This window comes from Ureibacillus endophyticus (genome assembly GCF_003628435.1).
Taxonomy (GTDB): Bacteria; Bacillota; Bacilli; order Bacillales_A; family Planococcaceae; genus Ureibacillus; species Ureibacillus endophyticus.
This window is the reverse complement of the sequence record NZ_RBZN01000009.1, coordinates 66,404-82,692: the sequence shown is the minus strand read 5'-3', so window position 1 is coordinate 82,692 and position 16,289 is coordinate 66,404. Positions and strand designations below refer to the sequence as shown.

General features: G+C 33.2%; 17 protein-coding genes. 12 read left to right on the top strand and 5 right to left on the bottom strand.

Going from position 1 to position 16,289, the window contains the following annotated elements; genetic code table 11:
• The first annotated feature begins 142 nt into the window (after positions 1-142).
• The 3 genes from D8M03_RS05995 to D8M03_RS05990 all read left to right on the top strand — a co-directional run bounded on the left by D8M03_RS05995 (position 143) and on the right by D8M03_RS05990 (position 2,180).
• Positions 143-709 (top strand): hypothetical protein, encoded by a 567-nt coding sequence (locus D8M03_RS05995; protein WP_121213872.1) that lies wholly within the window; start codon positions 143-145, stop codon positions 707-709.
• A gap of 7 nt (positions 710-716) precedes the next feature.
• Positions 717-866: a hypothetical protein gene (locus D8M03_RS17670; RefSeq protein WP_170148394.1), complete on the top strand. Its 150-nt coding sequence runs from the start codon at positions 717-719 to the stop codon at positions 864-866.
• A gap of 66 nt (positions 867-932) precedes the next feature.
• On the top strand, positions 933-2,180 hold the full coding sequence (locus D8M03_RS05990; protein ID WP_121213871.1) for a hypothetical protein: 1,248 nt from the start codon (positions 933-935) through the stop codon (positions 2,178-2,180).
• Positions 2,181-2,222: 42 nt separating this feature from the next.
• Here the strand turns inward: D8M03_RS05990 and D8M03_RS05985 are convergent, their stop codons facing one another.
• Complete coding sequence (locus tag D8M03_RS05985; RefSeq protein ID WP_121213870.1) at positions 2,223-2,633, bottom strand: PH domain-containing protein; 411 nt, start codon at positions 2,631-2,633, stop codon at positions 2,223-2,225.
• Between the two features lie 76 nt (positions 2,634-2,709).
• Here D8M03_RS05985 and D8M03_RS05980 point away from each other — a divergent pair, with 76 nt between their 5' ends.
• On the top strand, positions 2,710-3,192 hold the full coding sequence (locus tag D8M03_RS05980) for a hypothetical protein (RefSeq protein ID WP_121213869.1): 483 nt from the start codon (positions 2,710-2,712) through the stop codon (positions 3,190-3,192).
• Between the two features lie 107 nt (positions 3,193-3,299).
• Here D8M03_RS05980 and D8M03_RS05975 read toward each other — a convergent pair whose 3' ends face one another.
• The gene (locus tag D8M03_RS05975; RefSeq protein ID WP_121213868.1) at positions 3,300-3,746 is read right to left on the bottom strand and encodes a staygreen family protein; all 447 of its coding nucleotides are present in this window, start codon (positions 3,744-3,746) and stop codon (positions 3,300-3,302) included.
• A 171-nt stretch (positions 3,747-3,917) separates the two neighbouring features.
• Positions 3,918-5,927: a methyl-accepting chemotaxis protein gene (locus D8M03_RS05970; RefSeq protein WP_170148393.1), complete on the bottom strand. Its 2,010-nt coding sequence runs from the start codon at positions 5,925-5,927 to the stop codon at positions 3,918-3,920.
• A 167-nt stretch (positions 5,928-6,094) separates the two neighbouring features.
• Here D8M03_RS05970 and D8M03_RS05965 point away from each other — a divergent pair, with 167 nt between their 5' ends.
• The 5 genes from D8M03_RS05965 to D8M03_RS05945 all read left to right on the top strand — a co-directional run bounded on the left by D8M03_RS05965 (position 6,095) and on the right by D8M03_RS05945 (position 10,431).
• Positions 6,095-6,289, top strand: a complete 195-nt coding sequence (locus tag D8M03_RS05965) for a hypothetical protein (RefSeq protein WP_121213866.1) — start codon at positions 6,095-6,097, stop codon at positions 6,287-6,289.
• A 13-nt stretch (positions 6,290-6,302) separates the two neighbouring features.
• Positions 6,303-6,692 (top strand): SLAP domain-containing protein, encoded by a 390-nt coding sequence (locus D8M03_RS05960; protein ID WP_121213865.1) that lies wholly within the window; start codon positions 6,303-6,305, stop codon positions 6,690-6,692.
• 148 nt (positions 6,693-6,840) lie between these two features.
• Positions 6,841-7,524, top strand: coding sequence for a DUF3885 domain-containing protein (locus D8M03_RS05955; protein WP_121213864.1), 684 nt, complete (start codon positions 6,841-6,843; stop codon positions 7,522-7,524).
• Positions 7,525-8,406: 882 nt separating this feature from the next.
• A complete protein-coding gene (locus D8M03_RS05950) occupies positions 8,407-9,726 on the top strand; it encodes a PD40 domain-containing protein (RefSeq protein WP_121213863.1) in 1,320 nt (439 codons plus the stop codon).
• 225 nt (positions 9,727-9,951) lie between these two features.
• Entirely contained in the window at positions 9,952-10,431 is a 480-nt protein-coding gene (locus D8M03_RS05945) for a GNAT family N-acetyltransferase (RefSeq protein WP_121213862.1), read from the top strand.
• Positions 10,432-10,704: 273 nt separating this feature from the next.
• Here D8M03_RS05945 and D8M03_RS05940 read toward each other — a convergent pair whose 3' ends face one another.
• Positions 10,705-13,596, bottom strand: coding sequence for a DEAD/DEAH box helicase (locus D8M03_RS05940; protein ID WP_121213861.1), 2,892 nt, complete (start codon positions 13,594-13,596; stop codon positions 10,705-10,707).
• A gap of 23 nt (positions 13,597-13,619) precedes the next feature.
• Positions 13,620-14,015 carry an 8-oxo-dGTP diphosphatase MutT gene (gene mutT, locus D8M03_RS05935; protein ID WP_121213860.1) on the bottom strand — a complete coding sequence of 132 codons (396 nt, stop codon included), beginning with the start codon at positions 14,013-14,015 and terminating at the stop codon, positions 13,620-13,622.
• A 403-nt stretch (positions 14,016-14,418) separates the two neighbouring features.
• Between mutT and D8M03_RS05930 the strand changes: the two genes are divergently transcribed.
• The 3 genes from D8M03_RS05930 to D8M03_RS05920 all read left to right on the top strand — a co-directional run bounded on the left by D8M03_RS05930 (position 14,419) and on the right by D8M03_RS05920 (position 16,288).
• On the top strand, positions 14,419-15,387 hold the full coding sequence (locus D8M03_RS05930) for a glycerophosphodiester phosphodiesterase family protein (RefSeq protein WP_121213859.1): 969 nt from the start codon (positions 14,419-14,421) through the stop codon (positions 15,385-15,387).
• Positions 15,388-15,599: 212 nt separating this feature from the next.
• Positions 15,600-15,851, top strand: a complete 252-nt coding sequence (locus tag D8M03_RS05925; RefSeq protein ID WP_121213858.1) for a DUF1871 family protein — start codon at positions 15,600-15,602, stop codon at positions 15,849-15,851.
• 212 nt (positions 15,852-16,063) lie between these two features.
• Entirely contained in the window at positions 16,064-16,288 is a 225-nt protein-coding gene (locus D8M03_RS05920; protein WP_121213857.1) for a hypothetical protein, read from the top strand.
• Position 16,289: the final 1 nt, after the last annotated feature.

Sequence of the window (16,289 nt, the reverse complement as noted above, 5' to 3'; positions counted from 1 at the left end):
GTTTTGTGTGTGGTAACCTCAACTAACACCAAAATCCAGGGGGTGGCAAGTTTTTTTGCGTAAAAGACTATAAAACCAACGATTATTAGCGATTTATATATATAAGTTTTGACAATACGAAATAATATTAGGAGGGGAGAAAATGGAAACAGCTGAATTAAGAAGGATGCGAAGAAACCAATTTGCAATATTAAATGGATTGTTAATAATTGGTCTATTTCTTTTCTTTATCATTACGAACATGTATACAATATCAATTGCACATTTCTTTTTATTTTTAGGAATTTTTGTGCTCACACAAGGAATTTTTGGGTTAATGAAGGGTGACAGTACAAAATCAATTATTCCTATCGTTGAAAAAGTAGCAATCTATGAAAAACAAAAAATGGGAAAGGAATGGTACAAACACCGAAAAGTAAGCTATGGTTATAACATCGTGTTAAGCGGTATTCTTTTTTGGCAATCTTATTTAAATTGGGGTTATGAAGACAACATCTTTCAGGTCGATATGTTGTTTATGGTTACCATGTTCTGTTTTCTTTTACTACTCTCAAATATTAGTTTAATTCTCCACAATCGAAAGGTGGATGGAGCTGCCTCAGAAGTAGAGTTTAAGGGCTATACTTGGAAGGTGAATCTCCTTGCAATCATATTGGGAATAGTATTTGCCATGATGTTATTAATTACTATTTTAATACTCGTTTTGTAAAAGGGGGATGAAGTTGTTAAAGGAAAGTATTCAATTCCCACTAATAAATTTTGGGGTATTAACTTTATATCAATTTGTTATGAATAATGAAATCAGGTGGATGGATAATATCGGGGTAGGGTTTGTCACGTTCCTCATTATGCTTCTCTACAACTAGTCAAAAGTGCCATACAAATGGAAAAAGGAATAAGAGGATGAGTAAAAATAAAGTGAGGTTGAATCATTGGATACTAGAGTACAAGAATTAGTGGAGTATACAATAAATAAATTTGGATTAAATCAATACTACCTACAAAACTATTACTTCAATCGCACGGTTAATTCCTTCAATGAGACAGTTTATACACTTGGAATGGAGTTTTTTCCAAATCATGCTGAAAAAGATGATGACGATTCAAATCCAGACGGCACAGCTTGTATCGAGATTAATATTGAAAATCGAAAGTTTACTAGTGTAATTTTTGTTATGGGCAAGTCTTATACAGAAAATGGGTTTGTATTTAATGGTGAGATGGAAGAAATCATTGAATGGGTGGAAAATGAAACGGGTTTAACTTATGGGAAACATTTTCAAATACATAAAGAAGAAAAAGGGGAAGTTTATTTTAAGGCATGCATTAATAGTATCTCCGTATCCCCTTCAGGATGGATTAATATCAAGTTTAACGAAGAAGGCAAGCTAACTTTATTTTCTGTATTTGGTGAGTTTCCTTCAATAGAAGTAGCAGAAGAGTTTTCACTGAATCTCGATAAAATAGACCATTTGAAAAAAGAACAAATCAAACTAATTAATTTTCCATCTTATGAAGAGAAAAAATTATACTCGATTTATGCAGTAGAAGAGATTTATATAACAAATGATGGTACAAGAACAATTCCATTTGAGATTTTTAAGGACGAGAAAGTGGACCATATAATCTATTGGGAAGAGCCCTTGAATAAGTCCTTTGAACGAAAATACATTAATTGGATGGGGGAGATATCAGCAGAACAAGCCTTTGCAAGTGAACCTTCTCCTGATATATTCCCAATTACAGAGCTTGAACAAGAAAAGTGCATCTCAGCTGTGAGGGATTTTTTACGTCAAGAATATCCAAACGATTCAGGAAAATGGGTGCTAAAATCGCTAAGTCGTGAAAAAGGATATATTCACGCAACATTAAAAGCCAATTCACAAGATAATTATGTGTTTCAAAGGAAAATGAAAGTTTGGATTGATCCAGAGCATTTTAAAGTAGACAATTACATGGATAATGATGTTATGTTGGAAACCTTTAATGAATTCCAACCATCAGACAAAGGTACGATTACAAAAGAAGACGCATATGAAATGTTGGAAGAGTATTTCGAGCTAATACCAACCTTTGTTTATGATGAAAAACAACAACAATATGTCTTATGCGGAAAGCTAGATTGCCGTTACAGTGTAAATGCAGCAAGTGGTGAAGTAGTATCATTGGATGAAATTTAGATTCTCTGGAGAAAAAAAGAACCTCAATAATGAGGTTGGGTGCTAGATATCTAGTTGAATGTTGGGGTTCTTTTCTCTTAATTCATTTACAAATACAACTTTATCCTTAGGCGAAATTTGAACGGTTTGAAATTTCCCGTAATTAACTTCGATGCGTTGCGCGGAAAGGGAAGGGGCAACAAATGGATTTGTTGTATACCGAATAGAGCGTATTTCGTTTATATGTATCGCCTTTTTCAGAGGTCCATATGTAATGTGAAGGACATCATCTTCAATTATATAGTGAGTACTAAACCAGACTGCTGCTAATAAAGTGACAAGTGCAAGCAGAAGCATTGAACCGAACGCATTTTTTTGAATGAAAGCAGTTTGATAGAAAAGCCAACTAAATGCACCAATCAAAATCCAAATAACAATCCCCATCCAAATATCCTTTATTGACGAAAACATCATAGTATCACCTCATTTTTTCATACGTTCGATGCATTAGATTGGTTTCAAAAATTATCAAAGAAAGTAGACTAGTAAAATGAAAAAAGTTTATTTCGCTATTCTCCTATTATTTATATTTGGTGGGGGTCTAGCCTTCATAAAATTTAACCCACCCATAGAAATCGGTACTCTTGGCTATAGTGAAGATAACAAATCCGTTGTCGTCGGTATCGGGAATAATGGTTTTCGTAATTTGAAAATAGTAGAGGTTGTTGTTAATCAGCATGAAAAAGCTTCAGATGTTAAAATCCAAAAGAGTAATGCATTACAAGGATTTATCGTGACGGACGACTTCAGAAATGTAGAAGCGAAAGAATATGTTTTTACGGATATGAAACAGGTTTCAATCAAATCTGGCACTTCACCATCTGCTAATTTTGAAAAATTAGATGAGGGAATGGCTTCTGAAAATGATGAAATATATGGTATCAGCGTAATTCATCCTAATGCTATCCATACGGTTCATATCAAATACAAATACTTTGGCATGTCATTTAATGAAACAGTGGAAATATTATAAACGGGGCGGTTGCGAACAGCAATCGCTTTTTTGTGGCAAGTATAGCAGATTATCCGACACTTATAATACAAATTAAAAAGGATTAAAACATACTACTAAAGCATATTTCAATCCTTAAAATTATGAAATGTACCCCAGTTCTCTTGTCGAGCTAGTTGAGGATAAGAAGATATAAAGTGAACGATGATAAAAGCAGAATCGAGATTTGGAAATTGGTTGAATAAGTATCGATCACCATAACGGATTGCCGTCAATGCTAGCGGTAATTCCCGTTTGAAAATCTCATTTCGTCTCGTTGCTGTGGCGAAATCATGCTCTCCTTGATCGAGATAAACATAAACATCGTAATACCCATTACTATTCCAATTACCTAATACTTCATCTCTCGTCGTCTGATTGACTTTATCCCAAGCATATTGAGTGCCAATTGTTAAAAATAGTTCACCCGTGGAATCAGAGTGAGTGAGGGTATATTTTCTTTGAAGTATTGGATTTCTTGCTGTTACGCCATCTCTGTATTCAACAGAAAGTTTTTCAGCATTGAACTTACTCAAATAATCACCTCAAAACGGTTTTTTTAACAATATGCTTTTAAAACAAATCCGATTGGGTAAAAGTCACTGAAACATAGAAATGAAAAAGCTAAGTACTTGAGGGGAGTGCAATCCCAAATACTTAGCTTTAAATTGCATTAAATTTTCAGAATTGTTTGTGTACCGGGTACGTTAAATTTTAAACTTGTTCACAACATCTCTTAATTCTTCCGCCAGATTAGCAAGGGAGTTAGCAGAAGAGTTGATTTCTTCCATGGATGCTAATTGCTCTTCTGTGGATGCAGCTACTTCCTCGGAACTTGCTGCATTTTCCTGTCCTAATTCTGTAAGAAGTTTAGCGTTTGCCACAACATCCTTCACACTTTCCTGGATGTTTTCCATCGTAACCGTAATTTCTTCAATCTGTGGCGTAATATTGCGAGAGTTTTCGATGATATGCATAAATTTCTCAGCAGATGCTTCAGTAACAGTTACACCTTGATTTGCATTGCGGAGTACTTCACCCATCATTTTCACCGACATTTCTGTGTCCTTTTGGATGCTCGTAATAATTTCACCTATTAACTTAGTAGAAGTTTGTGATTGTTCTGCAAGTTTTCTCACTTCATCGGCTACTACTGCAAATCCTTTTCCGTGCTCACCAGCTCTTGCCGCTTCAATTGCCGCGTTTAGTGCAAGTAAGTTCGTTTGGTCTGCAATATCATTGATCACTTGCAAAATCTCTCCAATTTCTTTAGAACGATGAGATAAAGATTGAATGACTTCATTTGACTTGCTTACAGATTCATTGATAAATTTCATTTGCTCAAGATTCGCTTCAACGGATTGTTTTCCATCTTCCGCTTCTTTTGAGGATTTTCTCGCAAGTTCTGCAACTTCTTCAGATTGCTCTGAAATTCTTAAAATCGATTCCAATGTATTAACTAAGGATTTTTCATTTTCTTCAAGTTTTTCAGTTGATTTTTCTACACCACTAGCGATTTCCTGAATAGCTGAAGCTACTTGTTCCGTTGCAGATGATGTCTGAGTAGAACTAGCGGTAAGTTGTTCTGATGAAGAAGCCAAATGATCAATCGTTTGTTTTAAGTTTACGATAATACCATTTAAGGTGTTCACCATACTATTAAAACTATTGCCGAGCTTCCCAATTTCATCGTTTGAACGAAGAGTAATTTTTTCAGTAAAATCACCTTCTGCAATTTTTTCAGCTGCACGATTCAACGAATGAATTGGATTAGTGATTGAACGAATAATTAAAATAATGACAATGCCACCAATAATTACACTCGCAACAATGACAATAATCGTATTGATTAAAATAGGTAACGCATTTTCATCAATTTCTTTCGAATACATTGTTCCAGCTAATTTCCAGCCAGTAATTTCGTTCGTTGTAAAAAACATTTCCTTTTCGTCTTTGCCTTCATGTACATAATGGAATGTTCCATTTTCACTTTTATACAGGTTTTCAGATTCTTCATTTTCCGGCGCATGAGACCCGATTTCTTGTTGCGGATGGTAAACATATTTACGATCTGCGTCTAAAATATAAGCATAACCATTATTTCCTATCGTAATGGATTCTGTTAATTTTGCGATTTCTTCCAGATTAACATTGATTGCTATTACCCCTTGTCCATCTTTTGTTGATTTCGCAATCGTCACAACTAATTGTCCAGTAGCGCTCGATATATAAGGTGATGTAATAATCGCTTCACTTTTATTGGCCATTGCTTGTTGATACCAGTCTTGTTTTCTTGGGTCAAAATTAAGAGGATTGACAACCGTTGATGGAGCATTCATATAAACGCCTTGTTCGGTTCCAATCGAAGTAAGTTCTAATTCTGAATGAATGGCTTTATATGTTTTTAATTGATTTTCGACAGTTGTACTATAACCAAGATTCGATTTCGCTTTTACTTTCACTTCCGAAGCATTAATCGTCTCAGCAAGATATTCAATATCTTTAATTTTTGGTTCGAAAAACTCTTTAATATTTTCATTTAGATAATCAACAGATTGTGAAGCAGATTTCATCATATCGTCTTTTACAACAGATTTTGCAAATGAAAATGCAAATCCCCCTACCAAAATACTCGGGACAATAAGAATGATTATAAAAGATAGCCACAACTTTTTTCTTACTGTCATACTAGATTTTCTTCTTGCTTGTTTGTTCATGATGCATCCCCCCTCGTTACAATAACTATACAATAATAGCATAATTTTACTATTTATATAAGGTAGAAATCTACTATTAGCGAGTTTGAAAATTAGATTTTTTACTGGTTGGGAATAAAATTATCTGGGAATATTATTCTATGACAAAACAGATGAGGAGCAGAATCGTGAAAAAACTAGGATTTTTATTCATGTTTATAGGAATCGTATTAATTGCTATATTTATGTTTACTGACATACAAATAACATTTAACTCATGGCTAATTGGTTTTATCATCAGTTTACTTGTTTCTTTTGCAGGCATGGTATTATTAATTTTACATTTAGCAAAGGAAATTAAAGAGGAAAAACGGCTGAAATAAAAGGGGATTTGACATGCAGCAATTACAGTTTGAAGCATCTTGGGAAAAAGCTTTGTCTACTCAAGACAGAATGAATATTCAAGAAATATTTAATCAATCAAAACATTTTAATAGTTTGGAGATTACTTGTACGACTGTACGAGTGGCTATCAATCATCAAGAAGCATTACTAGTAACAGCATTAGTTCATAACTTTTCGAATACTATTCTTACATTTAAGGATACGAAAGTGAGTTATACGATTGAAGGGGAACTCATTGCGGAGAATCTTTTCACTCTACCAGCACTTGAAATCCCGGCAAAAGTAAGTATGCCATGGACATTTATATTTCCAAAAGGAAGCTACATCACGAAGACTTCCTATGAAAATGGGCAGATGGAGATTCATCCTGTGTATACATAAGTTGTAGATTTGCCCGAACGAATGTCAATTGGAGAAATAAGCTATAGGTGCTCAATTCTTTCTAGAATGGGCACTTTTTTAGTGGGATAATTTAATGAAGGAGCGTCTGTTTTCATATTATCCGACACTTGTAGATTGGAGAGTATATATGCAATTAAGTGAGTATCTAGATAAGAAATTCCCTGGGCTTGTGTTAAGGCCAAGTCTTTATTATCAATGGAAGAATAGTATTCATTTTGAATTAGCAAAAGGTCTTTATCAAATAAAAAGTAACTCAGATGAACTCAACCCACATTATTTCAACACAGTTTATTACCAAGCAACAACATTGTTTAATGAACTGTTCTCAGATGGTGATCAACTTTATTTGGTTACGAATATTTATCAGTATAAGAACGATTACAAGACAAGTAGAAAGAAAATGAAAGTTTATCATCATTACGTTAAAAATAAAAATCTGCGTTATCGACTAAAACAAACAAGGCTTCCATATATGTTTGATGATGAAGAAGACGCTATGGAAAAATGTACATCCCAATTCTCTTTGTACTGTCAAAAACAAGATCTTCGCTATGAACTTTTAATTAAGGCAATTTGTAACCAAGATTTTCACGAATTACAACCAAGATTACACAACCCATTTGGTTTATACGAGCCAGATATCTTTTTCATCAACACAACGAAGGATATCATTTTTTACATTTATGATGACAGAGGATGTGAAGTCATCGCAAAGGATATTGAAACAATTCGGCCGTTATATGAAAAATATATTGATTGGGTTGATGAGTATTGCTTTGGAGAGATAAGTGTACTATTTAAAAAGTTATGATATTAGTATTAATTTCGTACCGTAGATGAGCAGATTATCCGAAACTTATTCCAATTTGGAACTTTTTACAATATATACCGTCTAATAATGCAGTTGAGCATTTGAACTGTATACAAGATTTCGATGAATTCCAGTAAATGAAAAACTGTCTTCATCCAATCAATGAGTACTAAAATCACATGCAAATTAGTCTTCATACCCCGGATGAATGCAAAAATCTCAGAGAATTCGAATAAAAACCGTATTCATAAGGCCAATGAATACAAAGATGCCAAGAAAACTTATAAAAATGGTCTTCATTCCCCAGATGAATGCAAAAATCTCGGAGAAATCGAGTAAAAAACGCATTCATAAGACAAATGAATACAAAAATGCCAGAAAACTTAGAAAAAATCGTCTTTATACATCAGATGAATGCAAAAATCTTGGGGAAATTGAATAAAAAACGTATTCATAAGGCCAATGAATACGAAAATGCGAAGAAAATTTAGAAAAAAACGTCTTCATACCCCGGATGAATGCAAAAATCTCGGGGAAATTGAATAAAAAACGTATTCATAAGGCCAATGAATACGAAAATGCCAAGAAAATTTAGAAAAAAACGTCTTCATACCCCGGATGAATGCAAAAATCTCAGAGAAATCGAGTAAAAAACGCATTCATAAGACAAATGAATACAAAAATGCCAAGAAAATTTAGAAAAAAACGTCTTCATACCCCGGATGAATGCAAAAATCTCAGAGAAATGGAATAAAAACAGTCTATAATCGATGAATACAATAATGGCACTGAAAATCAGAAAAATCAGTCTTCATTGCAAGCTGATAGTGTGAATACGGCACAGTTGTTAGATTAACAGTGCCTAAAGAGGGAAGTGTGCGTATGAAAAACAAAAAATCATTTATTAGTTTAATCTTTATTACATTCCTTTTACTTGCAGGGTCAATTGCGTTTAGCCTGTTGCGGGATGATAATCCATACCGATATTTCACAGGGATGGGCGAATCCTTCGATTTATCACCCAATGATGATCAATATCTGTTTTCTTATTATTTAGATGGAAAAGAAGATATTTATCGTTCGACCATCGATGGAAAGCAAGTAGAAAAATTAACAAAATCGGAATCTGCCAATTTTCATAGTCCGAGATTTTCAAAGAATGGAACGAAAATTCTTTATTTAGCGCAAAATGCAGAAAAGATTAACACACTATATATTGCGAATAAAAATGGCGATGAGGAAGAGAAATTAACAGATGACAAAACCCATGTATCTGAAGCCGTCTTTTCAAACACTGGGGAAGAAATTTATTTTATTGCAACTCCGGCAGAAGATTATTTGAAGGTTGAAGGGGAAACTACTGAAGGCTTTGATTTATTTGTTTTGAATCTTGCAACAAAAGAAATACAACAACTGACAAACCAAGACCATTTTATGATGGAAAATTTGGCTATATCTCAAGATGGAAAAACAATCTATTACACTTTGTTCGAAATGAATAGAGAAGTTGTAACTGCTTTTTCCCTTGAAGAAAGTACTGAAAAAGATGCACCAGGCTCTAATAAGTTACCTGAAGAAAGCTATTATATCAGCTATTCACCAGATGAAAGCAAATTAGCTTATACGACGATTTCAGAAGAGTCATTTGACAGTTCGCTCTTTAAATACGAGCTATTTTTACTTGATATTGAAAGTGGAAAAAGTAAAAGGCTGACTAATCTTGAATCATCAGTAGTATCACCGAAATTCTTCAAGAACGAAAATAAAATCGCCTTTTTAGAAAATAAAAATTGGCCACTTGATCCTAAAAAGCATACGCTTCACGTAATGGATTTAGGAACGGAAAAAATCCAAACAGTCGATATCACGATAAATCTTGAAAAGTCGAGCCATGTCTTATCAAAAATAATAGATACGTTTGCCAATGGAGTGACTGTCGCGATTTTGTATGTCATTTTGTTATGCTTAATTAGCACATATTTAGCAAGCTATCATTATAAAAACAGATATTACCCAGCCATTTTTAGCGTTATTTTATCCATCCTAGTATTGATTAGCAGCTTTATTGTTGCAGCTACCGTTGACCCATGGTACGGCATTGGACTTGGGATGATAGCGGCAGCGTTATTTGGTTGTACGCTGGTGGTCGTGCTCTATTCCTTTGCTTTAAGATTTATCGTGAAAAGAGGAACGGTTGCGTAAAAAATATGAAGCGATGTATTAATGAACAGATGAATTATCAAAGTTCTACTTTTTTTAGTAGAACTTTTTTCTTGAATTAAAACCTATTCCTGAAGTGCCTCGTCTAATACATTTTCATAGGATTGCATTAAATGTGTATCGTTGGAAACAATTTCTAGTATGGGTATAGTATGATAATAGGGTGCGAAATTACGTATCCAATTTTATTTAGAGAGGTGGTTATGTATGAAACTCTACGCAATTAAGGATATACCGAAAGAAAAAGTAATCGAATTTTTTAAATTGCATTGGGGAAGTTCCAAAATGGTCATCTCCAGTGGTGTTTATGATTGTAGTACATTAGATGGTTTTACAGTTGTAAACGGAGAAGATCAAATCATTGGTTTAATTACATACGTCATCAAAGATTATGAATGTGAAATAATTTCTTTAGATAGTATAGAAGAAGGAAAAGGAATTGGCACATCATTAGTGAAAGAAGTAGAAATTGTTGCGATAAATGAAAAGTGTAAACTTGTGAAACTAGTAACAACAAATGATAACTTATTAGCCCTAAAGTTCTATCAGAAGCGCGGGTATATACTGTCCAAATTATTAAAAAATGCTGTAGAGAAAGCCAGAAAGATAAAACCTGAGATCCCCTTAATAGGTAATGATGGTATACCAATTAGAGATGAAATTGAGTTGATAAAGATTTTGAACTAATATGAGATCATTCGGTTTTTAGAAGGTGTTTGGGCTAGTAAAGGAAATTTTATAAGTTTATTGTTTTTAGTACAAAAAGTAATAATTTTTGAACTATTTACTATTCAGAATAACAATAAAATTGCTGAGTTAGATAAATGGGATCAAAAAGCTATCGATAAGCGTGTTTTAGAATTATATGATTTATTTATTCAGGTATGGTAAAAATGAGTGAACTCCAAACCCAAGAAAGGATTTGGAGTTCTTATATTTTAGCAGTGCATTCTTATAATATTATTCTTCCACCAAATAATGATAAATATCATACTGAACTGGTTGTTCCAACACTAAATTCATTGTAACAACTGGAAGCTCTTTTCCTTTTCCATCAGGCATCAGTTCATTTCTTGCACTGTCTTCTGCAATATCAACTTCTCCTAAATAGTAGAAGTCACTTCCTTCACCGTCATCTTTTTTCGTGAATAAGTAAATTTTCATACCAGATTCTTTATAGGATAAAATTGTTTTTACTTCGTTTGAATCTAATGTTAAACGGTTACGAGTGAACCATCTAAAAAGTTCTGGTGATATGAATTCATCTCCATATGCTTGACTGGTTTCGATTTCATCTTTTTTATGATAGGTCACGAAAATAGGGCAAGTGTTATATTTTGCGCGATAACCATAGATAGTAGATGAATCATCATGTGGCCAATTTAATAATCTACATGCATCACGACGAGAATACTTTTCATACAACGTCAAAGCCTTTGCTTTATCATATTTTTCATTTTTAATATATGCACATTTGATAATGTCCTCGATATATCTTCTAAAATTAGAATCCCGAATACTTTCTTGGACTTCTTCATTAAATTTATAGTTTCTATTATCTATTTCAATAATAGGTTTAAATCCATACTTTTTAATATCGTTTTGAACAAAAAATTGTAATGAGAATATAGTTTCAACTGACTTAATGGTCTCTTCATCTACGTAGGTCCCAAAGTCTCGTAATTTCTGGATATAGTCCGCTTTTGGAAGATATTCATCTTCTAATAATGATTCTATTAAAATGATTTCATGAATTCTTTTTCCATTTAAAAATTCCTTAGAAACCATAGTTAAAACTGATTGTTCATAATCATTTAGTGTTGGGATATCTTCTTTCATTTTTAATAAAAAATTATAGTAGTTATCTGAATAGCCGATAATTACTTCTGGATCTAACGAGTTTTGCTCAATAAAATTATTTAATGAAGGGATTTTTCCTAAACGATTTTTCACTTCTGTATATGCATCTTTTAAAATTTTCATTGTAGAAAGATTTGTATTATTGATTGCATCAAAAATCCGTTTCTTAGCAATCTCTTCAAAGTTAATAGTAGAAACACCACTGATATAATCAGTATTTACTGTTTTACGTCGCACATTATCCTTATTCATGGATTGGTCACCAGATAATGCAATTGGAATTAAATAATTATTTTTATAGTTTCCTATGAAATCAATTATTGTGACAAATTCCTTTGAATCATGTATACGTAATCCTCGACCAAGTTGTTGAATGAAAATAATGCTTGATTGCGTTTGACGAAGCATAACAATTTGGTTTAAGAAGGGGATATCAATACCTTCATTAAATATATCTACAGTTAAAATATATTGGAGTTCTCCAGTCTCTAATTTTCTTATTGCTACTTCACGTTCTTCCTGAGAACTATCACCAGTTAAAGCAATTGTTTTAAGTCCAGCAAGATTTAATGCAGCTGAGAGTTCATATGTTTCATCTTTTTGACTACAGAACATTAGGCCCTTAACTCGATCACCCGAATAACCGTAATAGTTTATTTTTTCAATTATGTGACGAACTCGTTCTTCAGAAACAAGCTTTCGCAATTCTGCTGCTTCGTTAATTAATTCACCGTCTTTCTCATAATCTAAAACGCCAAAGTAATGAAAAGGACACAGCATATCTTCTTCAAGTGCTGCTTGAAGACGTATCTCATAAGCAATGTTGTAATCAAATAACTCATAAATATTAAAATTATCTGTACGCTCTGGTGTGGCAGTCATACCAAGTAGGAACTTTGGAGTAAAGTAATTGATTACTTTTAGGTAAGAATCTGCACCTGCTTTATGAACTTCATCTATTAAAATGTAATCAAACTGGTCTTTTGCAAATTGTTGAAGATAGTTATCTTTAGATACAGTTTGAATTGTTGCAAATAAATATTTTGCATTAACGTTCTTAGAATTACCTGAGAGTATACCAAAATCGTCATCATAACCTCCAAGGATTTTTCTATAATCCTGCATTGCCTTTTTCAAAATTTGTTCACGATGAACGATAAATAGCATCTTTTGAGGTGCGAAGTTTCGAACATCAAAAGCAGATAAATAAGTCTTACCTGTTCCAGTCGCAGAGATAATTAATCCTTTTTTAGCTCCTGTTGCACGAAGTTCTTTTAATTGATCTAATGCAACTGATTGCATTTTATTTGGTTTTATTGATAAGGCATCGGAAAGTGAATTAGTTAAGTACTTTGTGTCTAACTCCAATGCGTTTAGTGAAGCAGATTTTACAAATGGTTGTAATTCGTGAATTTGTTTGTAATCAGCAATCCATTCCTCTGTTAAAGGTATTGCTACATCCCATGCATTTTCGAATTGATTTTTGAAATGATTTATAATTTCACCATTTTCCATGGAGGTTAGAAATACGTTCCACTCATAATTAGCTTTCAGAGCACTGTCTGTTAGATTGGAACTTCCAACAATAAGGGAGTAATAGTTTTTATGTTCAAATATATAACCCTTTGCATGAAACCCTTTTTCGCCTGTTAAACGAACTTCAACATTATCTAACTTAAGTAATTCTTTGAACATTTTTGGTTGGTTAAAGTTTAAAAAGGTGGAAGTCAGAATGCGTCCTTTAATTCCTTTTTGTTTTAAGTCATAGAGCATTGTTTTTAAAGTAGCTAGTCCACCCTCAGTAATAAAAGCAACAGAAAAGTAAAATGTCTTACAAGTTTTTAACTCTTGAAGTAATGTCGATAAGACAGATTCATGGTGTTTGTTTGTAAGTAATTTAGGTTTGAATTGCGAAGAAACTGGTTTGTTTTGATCAATAAATCCCTTATATAGAGAGTTTTCAATTTTTTGGATCAGTTGCTGTTGATTCATAAAAATTCCACCATTTCGACGAATTATTTTTCAGTTGCAATTTTTTCAACTGCCGGAACATCTGCAGGAGCAAAATTTAGTTTCATTATTTCATTACGCGCAACCCATTTTGTGTCTGCATGTTCAAGTGCTGTAGGTAATCCCTCAACTAATTTTGCCATGTATGTTTCTAAACGAACGATAACTTTCTCATATTCATAAGTCGTATCTTCAACTTTTTTTCCAACATTTATAGAGCAGTTGAATTCTTCTTGAATTTCCCGTTTGAGTGCTTGCTCAGGTGTCTCACCAGCCTCAATTTTCCCACCAGGAAACTCCCAATAGTTTGGTAAGGACATTTCTGGTCCTCTTAATGCACAAAATATTTCATTATTTTCATTTTCAATTATTGCTCCGACCACGTGTACAGTTTTTTTCATGATGTACCACCTTTGTAAATGTTAACTTATATTGGAAATAATTCTTGAACGTTAATGTACTAATTATACTAAAGTAATAGTAACTCATTAAGTGTTGAAAGGTTAAATATTAGTTAATTGTTAGTTTTTGTTGAAACTAATGAAAATTATTAAGACTAAAATTTGAATAAAACAGAGATGTGAGTAAATGAATGAAAGTTAAAGCCTATAAACTAATTTGTAATGATGGCATACCAATCAGAGATGCAATTAAGTTGGTAATGGTTTCAAACTAGTTGAGGCTGTTCTCGCTTGTAATTATTGAATAGGACAAAACTGGAAAATGTAAAAAAACCTTCCTCGTCCGTTTAAAGTATAATTTGTCAGTGTATATAAATGAAGATAAAAAAATTTGGAGGAGTATATGAAGAAAATTTTAAAAAGGGTATTTTTATTTTTACTGATTTTTGTAGCTTTTATTTTCTTAAATAACAATTCTCTCTTCACAAAAGCTCCAAACACCGAACCATTTTTGTTAGCCCATCGTGGGTTGGCTCAGACGTTCATCATGGAGGGCATTACAGGGGAAACGTGTACGGCGGAAAGAATTTATGAACCGGAACACCCTTATTTAGAAAACACCACCTCTTCAATGGAAGCGGCTTTTGAAGCAGGGGCAGATGTCGTTGAATTTGATATTCAGTTGACTAAGGATGGAGATTTTGCTGTTTTTCATGATTGGTCGTTAGAGTGTAGAACAGATGGTATAGGTCAAGTGAAGGATTATACAATGGATGAATTGAAAACTTTCGATATTGGCTATGGTTATACAGCAGATAACGGAAAAAGCTATCCTTTTCGTGGGAAAGGGGTAGGGTTAATGCCTTCCATCGATGAAGTGTTGTCCCATTTTCCTGAACAATCCTTTTTAATTCATATTAAAAGTAATGATCCAAAAGAAGGAGAACAATTAGCTGAATACCTTTCTCAATTTCCTGAAAGTAGATTAAATCAACTTGCCGTTTACGGTGGCGATTTGCCTATTGAAAGCTTGAAAGAAATAATGCCAAATGTAAGAGTGATGTCTAAGGAAACGCTCAAAAGTTGTCTTCTTTCATATATGGCAGTTGGTTGGACAGGGTATGTTCCTGCATCATGCAAAAACACTCAATTGCATATTCCTGAAAAATACACACCGCTCATGTGGGGATACCCGAGTAAGTTCCTAAAACGGATGGAGAAAGTGGATACACGTGTCATTTTGGTAGCTGGAAAGGGAAATTGGTCAGAAGGTTTTGATCAAGAACAAGACTTAGAACGTATTCCACAAAACTATACTGGTGGCATTTGGACAAATCGGATTGACCTCATTGCGCCAGCAATAAAAAAGTAGGGAACTTCAGCCATATGGAACCTTTTACCATTACGGTCGTTAATCTTTTTAAATACGAAATTTGAGAGGCCACTACAATGAGTGTATTAGATCGAACGTTTATGTTTGTATGCTACCTTCTTTTACTATGGTTTGGTTTTGTTTTGGATTAAAGTTGGTTGCTATCTCTTTTTATTATTTATAAGTGAGCTTCAAAAGATTTAGGAGGAAGTATGGCTAAAAAACCTTTTAAGATTGTCAAAAAAATTGTGGATGAATGGGATCCAATGAAACTACTAGCTATGGAGTGTCCCGAAGATGAGTATCATCCAGAAATCGAAAAAATTACGGCATTACTCCCTGAAGTGAAAAATGTAGAAGAGCTAGCAGATAAAATTAATCAAATTTTTACGTTTGCATTTGATAAAACGATGATCCATGAAGAATGTATGAAAGTAGCTGAGCGAATCTTAAAATCATTATAGGGATATAACGCTGAAGAAAAATTTAATTTACTGTATGAAGTCATCATCCCATCTACGTAATATGAAATTATAGATATTTAGTATATTCAGCGCATTTGTCATCAATTTATTTAATGTTACAATTGGGACAATTCTTGGTAAAACCATTTTAAAAAGTGTAAAACGGTAGTTACCTCGATAGAGTATATTAAAATTTCATAAGAGGTGATGTCGTGGATTTTCTATTCAATAGTAATGTAGGTATAATACTTGTTGTGGTTGCTGCTATTTTTGGTTATTGGTTACTTACAAAAGTAATTTCAAAGATATACAACTGGATTAAGTGGCAACGAATGAATCCAACTGAACGTAAATATGAAAAAATTAGACAACAAAGAAAACGTAATCATAACGCAAGTAGTAAAAAATCAAATGATTCTTTCCCTTATATTCCTTAGA

Bases quoted from the DNA above. Each gene is read 5' to 3' on its own strand.
- D8M03_RS05995 (WP_121213872.1), top strand. From the start codon at position 143: ATGGAAACAGCTGAATTAAGAAGGATGCGAAGAAACCAATTTGCAATA.
- D8M03_RS17670 (WP_170148394.1), top strand. From the start codon at position 717: ATGAAGTTGTTAAAGGAAAGTATTCAATTCCCACTAATAAATTTTGGG.
- D8M03_RS05985 (WP_121213870.1), bottom strand. From the start codon at position 2,633: ATGATGTTTTCGTCAATAAAGGATATTTGGATGGGGATTGTTATTTGG.
- D8M03_RS05980 (WP_121213869.1), top strand. From the start codon at position 2,710: ATGAAAAAAGTTTATTTCGCTATTCTCCTATTATTTATATTTGGTGGG.
- D8M03_RS05970 (WP_170148393.1), bottom strand. From the start codon at position 5,927: ATGAACAAACAAGCAAGAAGAAAATCTAGTATGACAGTAAGAAAAAAG.
- D8M03_RS05960 (WP_121213865.1), top strand. From the start codon at position 6,303: ATGCAGCAATTACAGTTTGAAGCATCTTGGGAAAAAGCTTTGTCTACT.
- D8M03_RS05955 (WP_121213864.1), top strand. From the start codon at position 6,841: ATGCAATTAAGTGAGTATCTAGATAAGAAATTCCCTGGGCTTGTGTTA.
- D8M03_RS05950 (WP_121213863.1), top strand. From the start codon at position 8,407: ATGAAAAACAAAAAATCATTTATTAGTTTAATCTTTATTACATTCCTT.
- D8M03_RS05945 (WP_121213862.1), top strand. From the start codon at position 9,952: ATGAAACTCTACGCAATTAAGGATATACCGAAAGAAAAAGTAATCGAA.
- D8M03_RS05940 (WP_121213861.1), bottom strand. From the start codon at position 13,596: ATGAATCAACAGCAACTGATCCAAAAAATTGAAAACTCTCTATATAAG.
- mutT (WP_121213860.1), bottom strand. From the start codon at position 14,015: ATGAAAAAAACTGTACACGTGGTCGGAGCAATAATTGAAAATGAAAAT.
- D8M03_RS05930 (WP_121213859.1), top strand. From the start codon at position 14,419: ATGAAGAAAATTTTAAAAAGGGTATTTTTATTTTTACTGATTTTTGTA.
- D8M03_RS05925 (WP_121213858.1), top strand. From the start codon at position 15,600: ATGGCTAAAAAACCTTTTAAGATTGTCAAAAAAATTGTGGATGAATGG.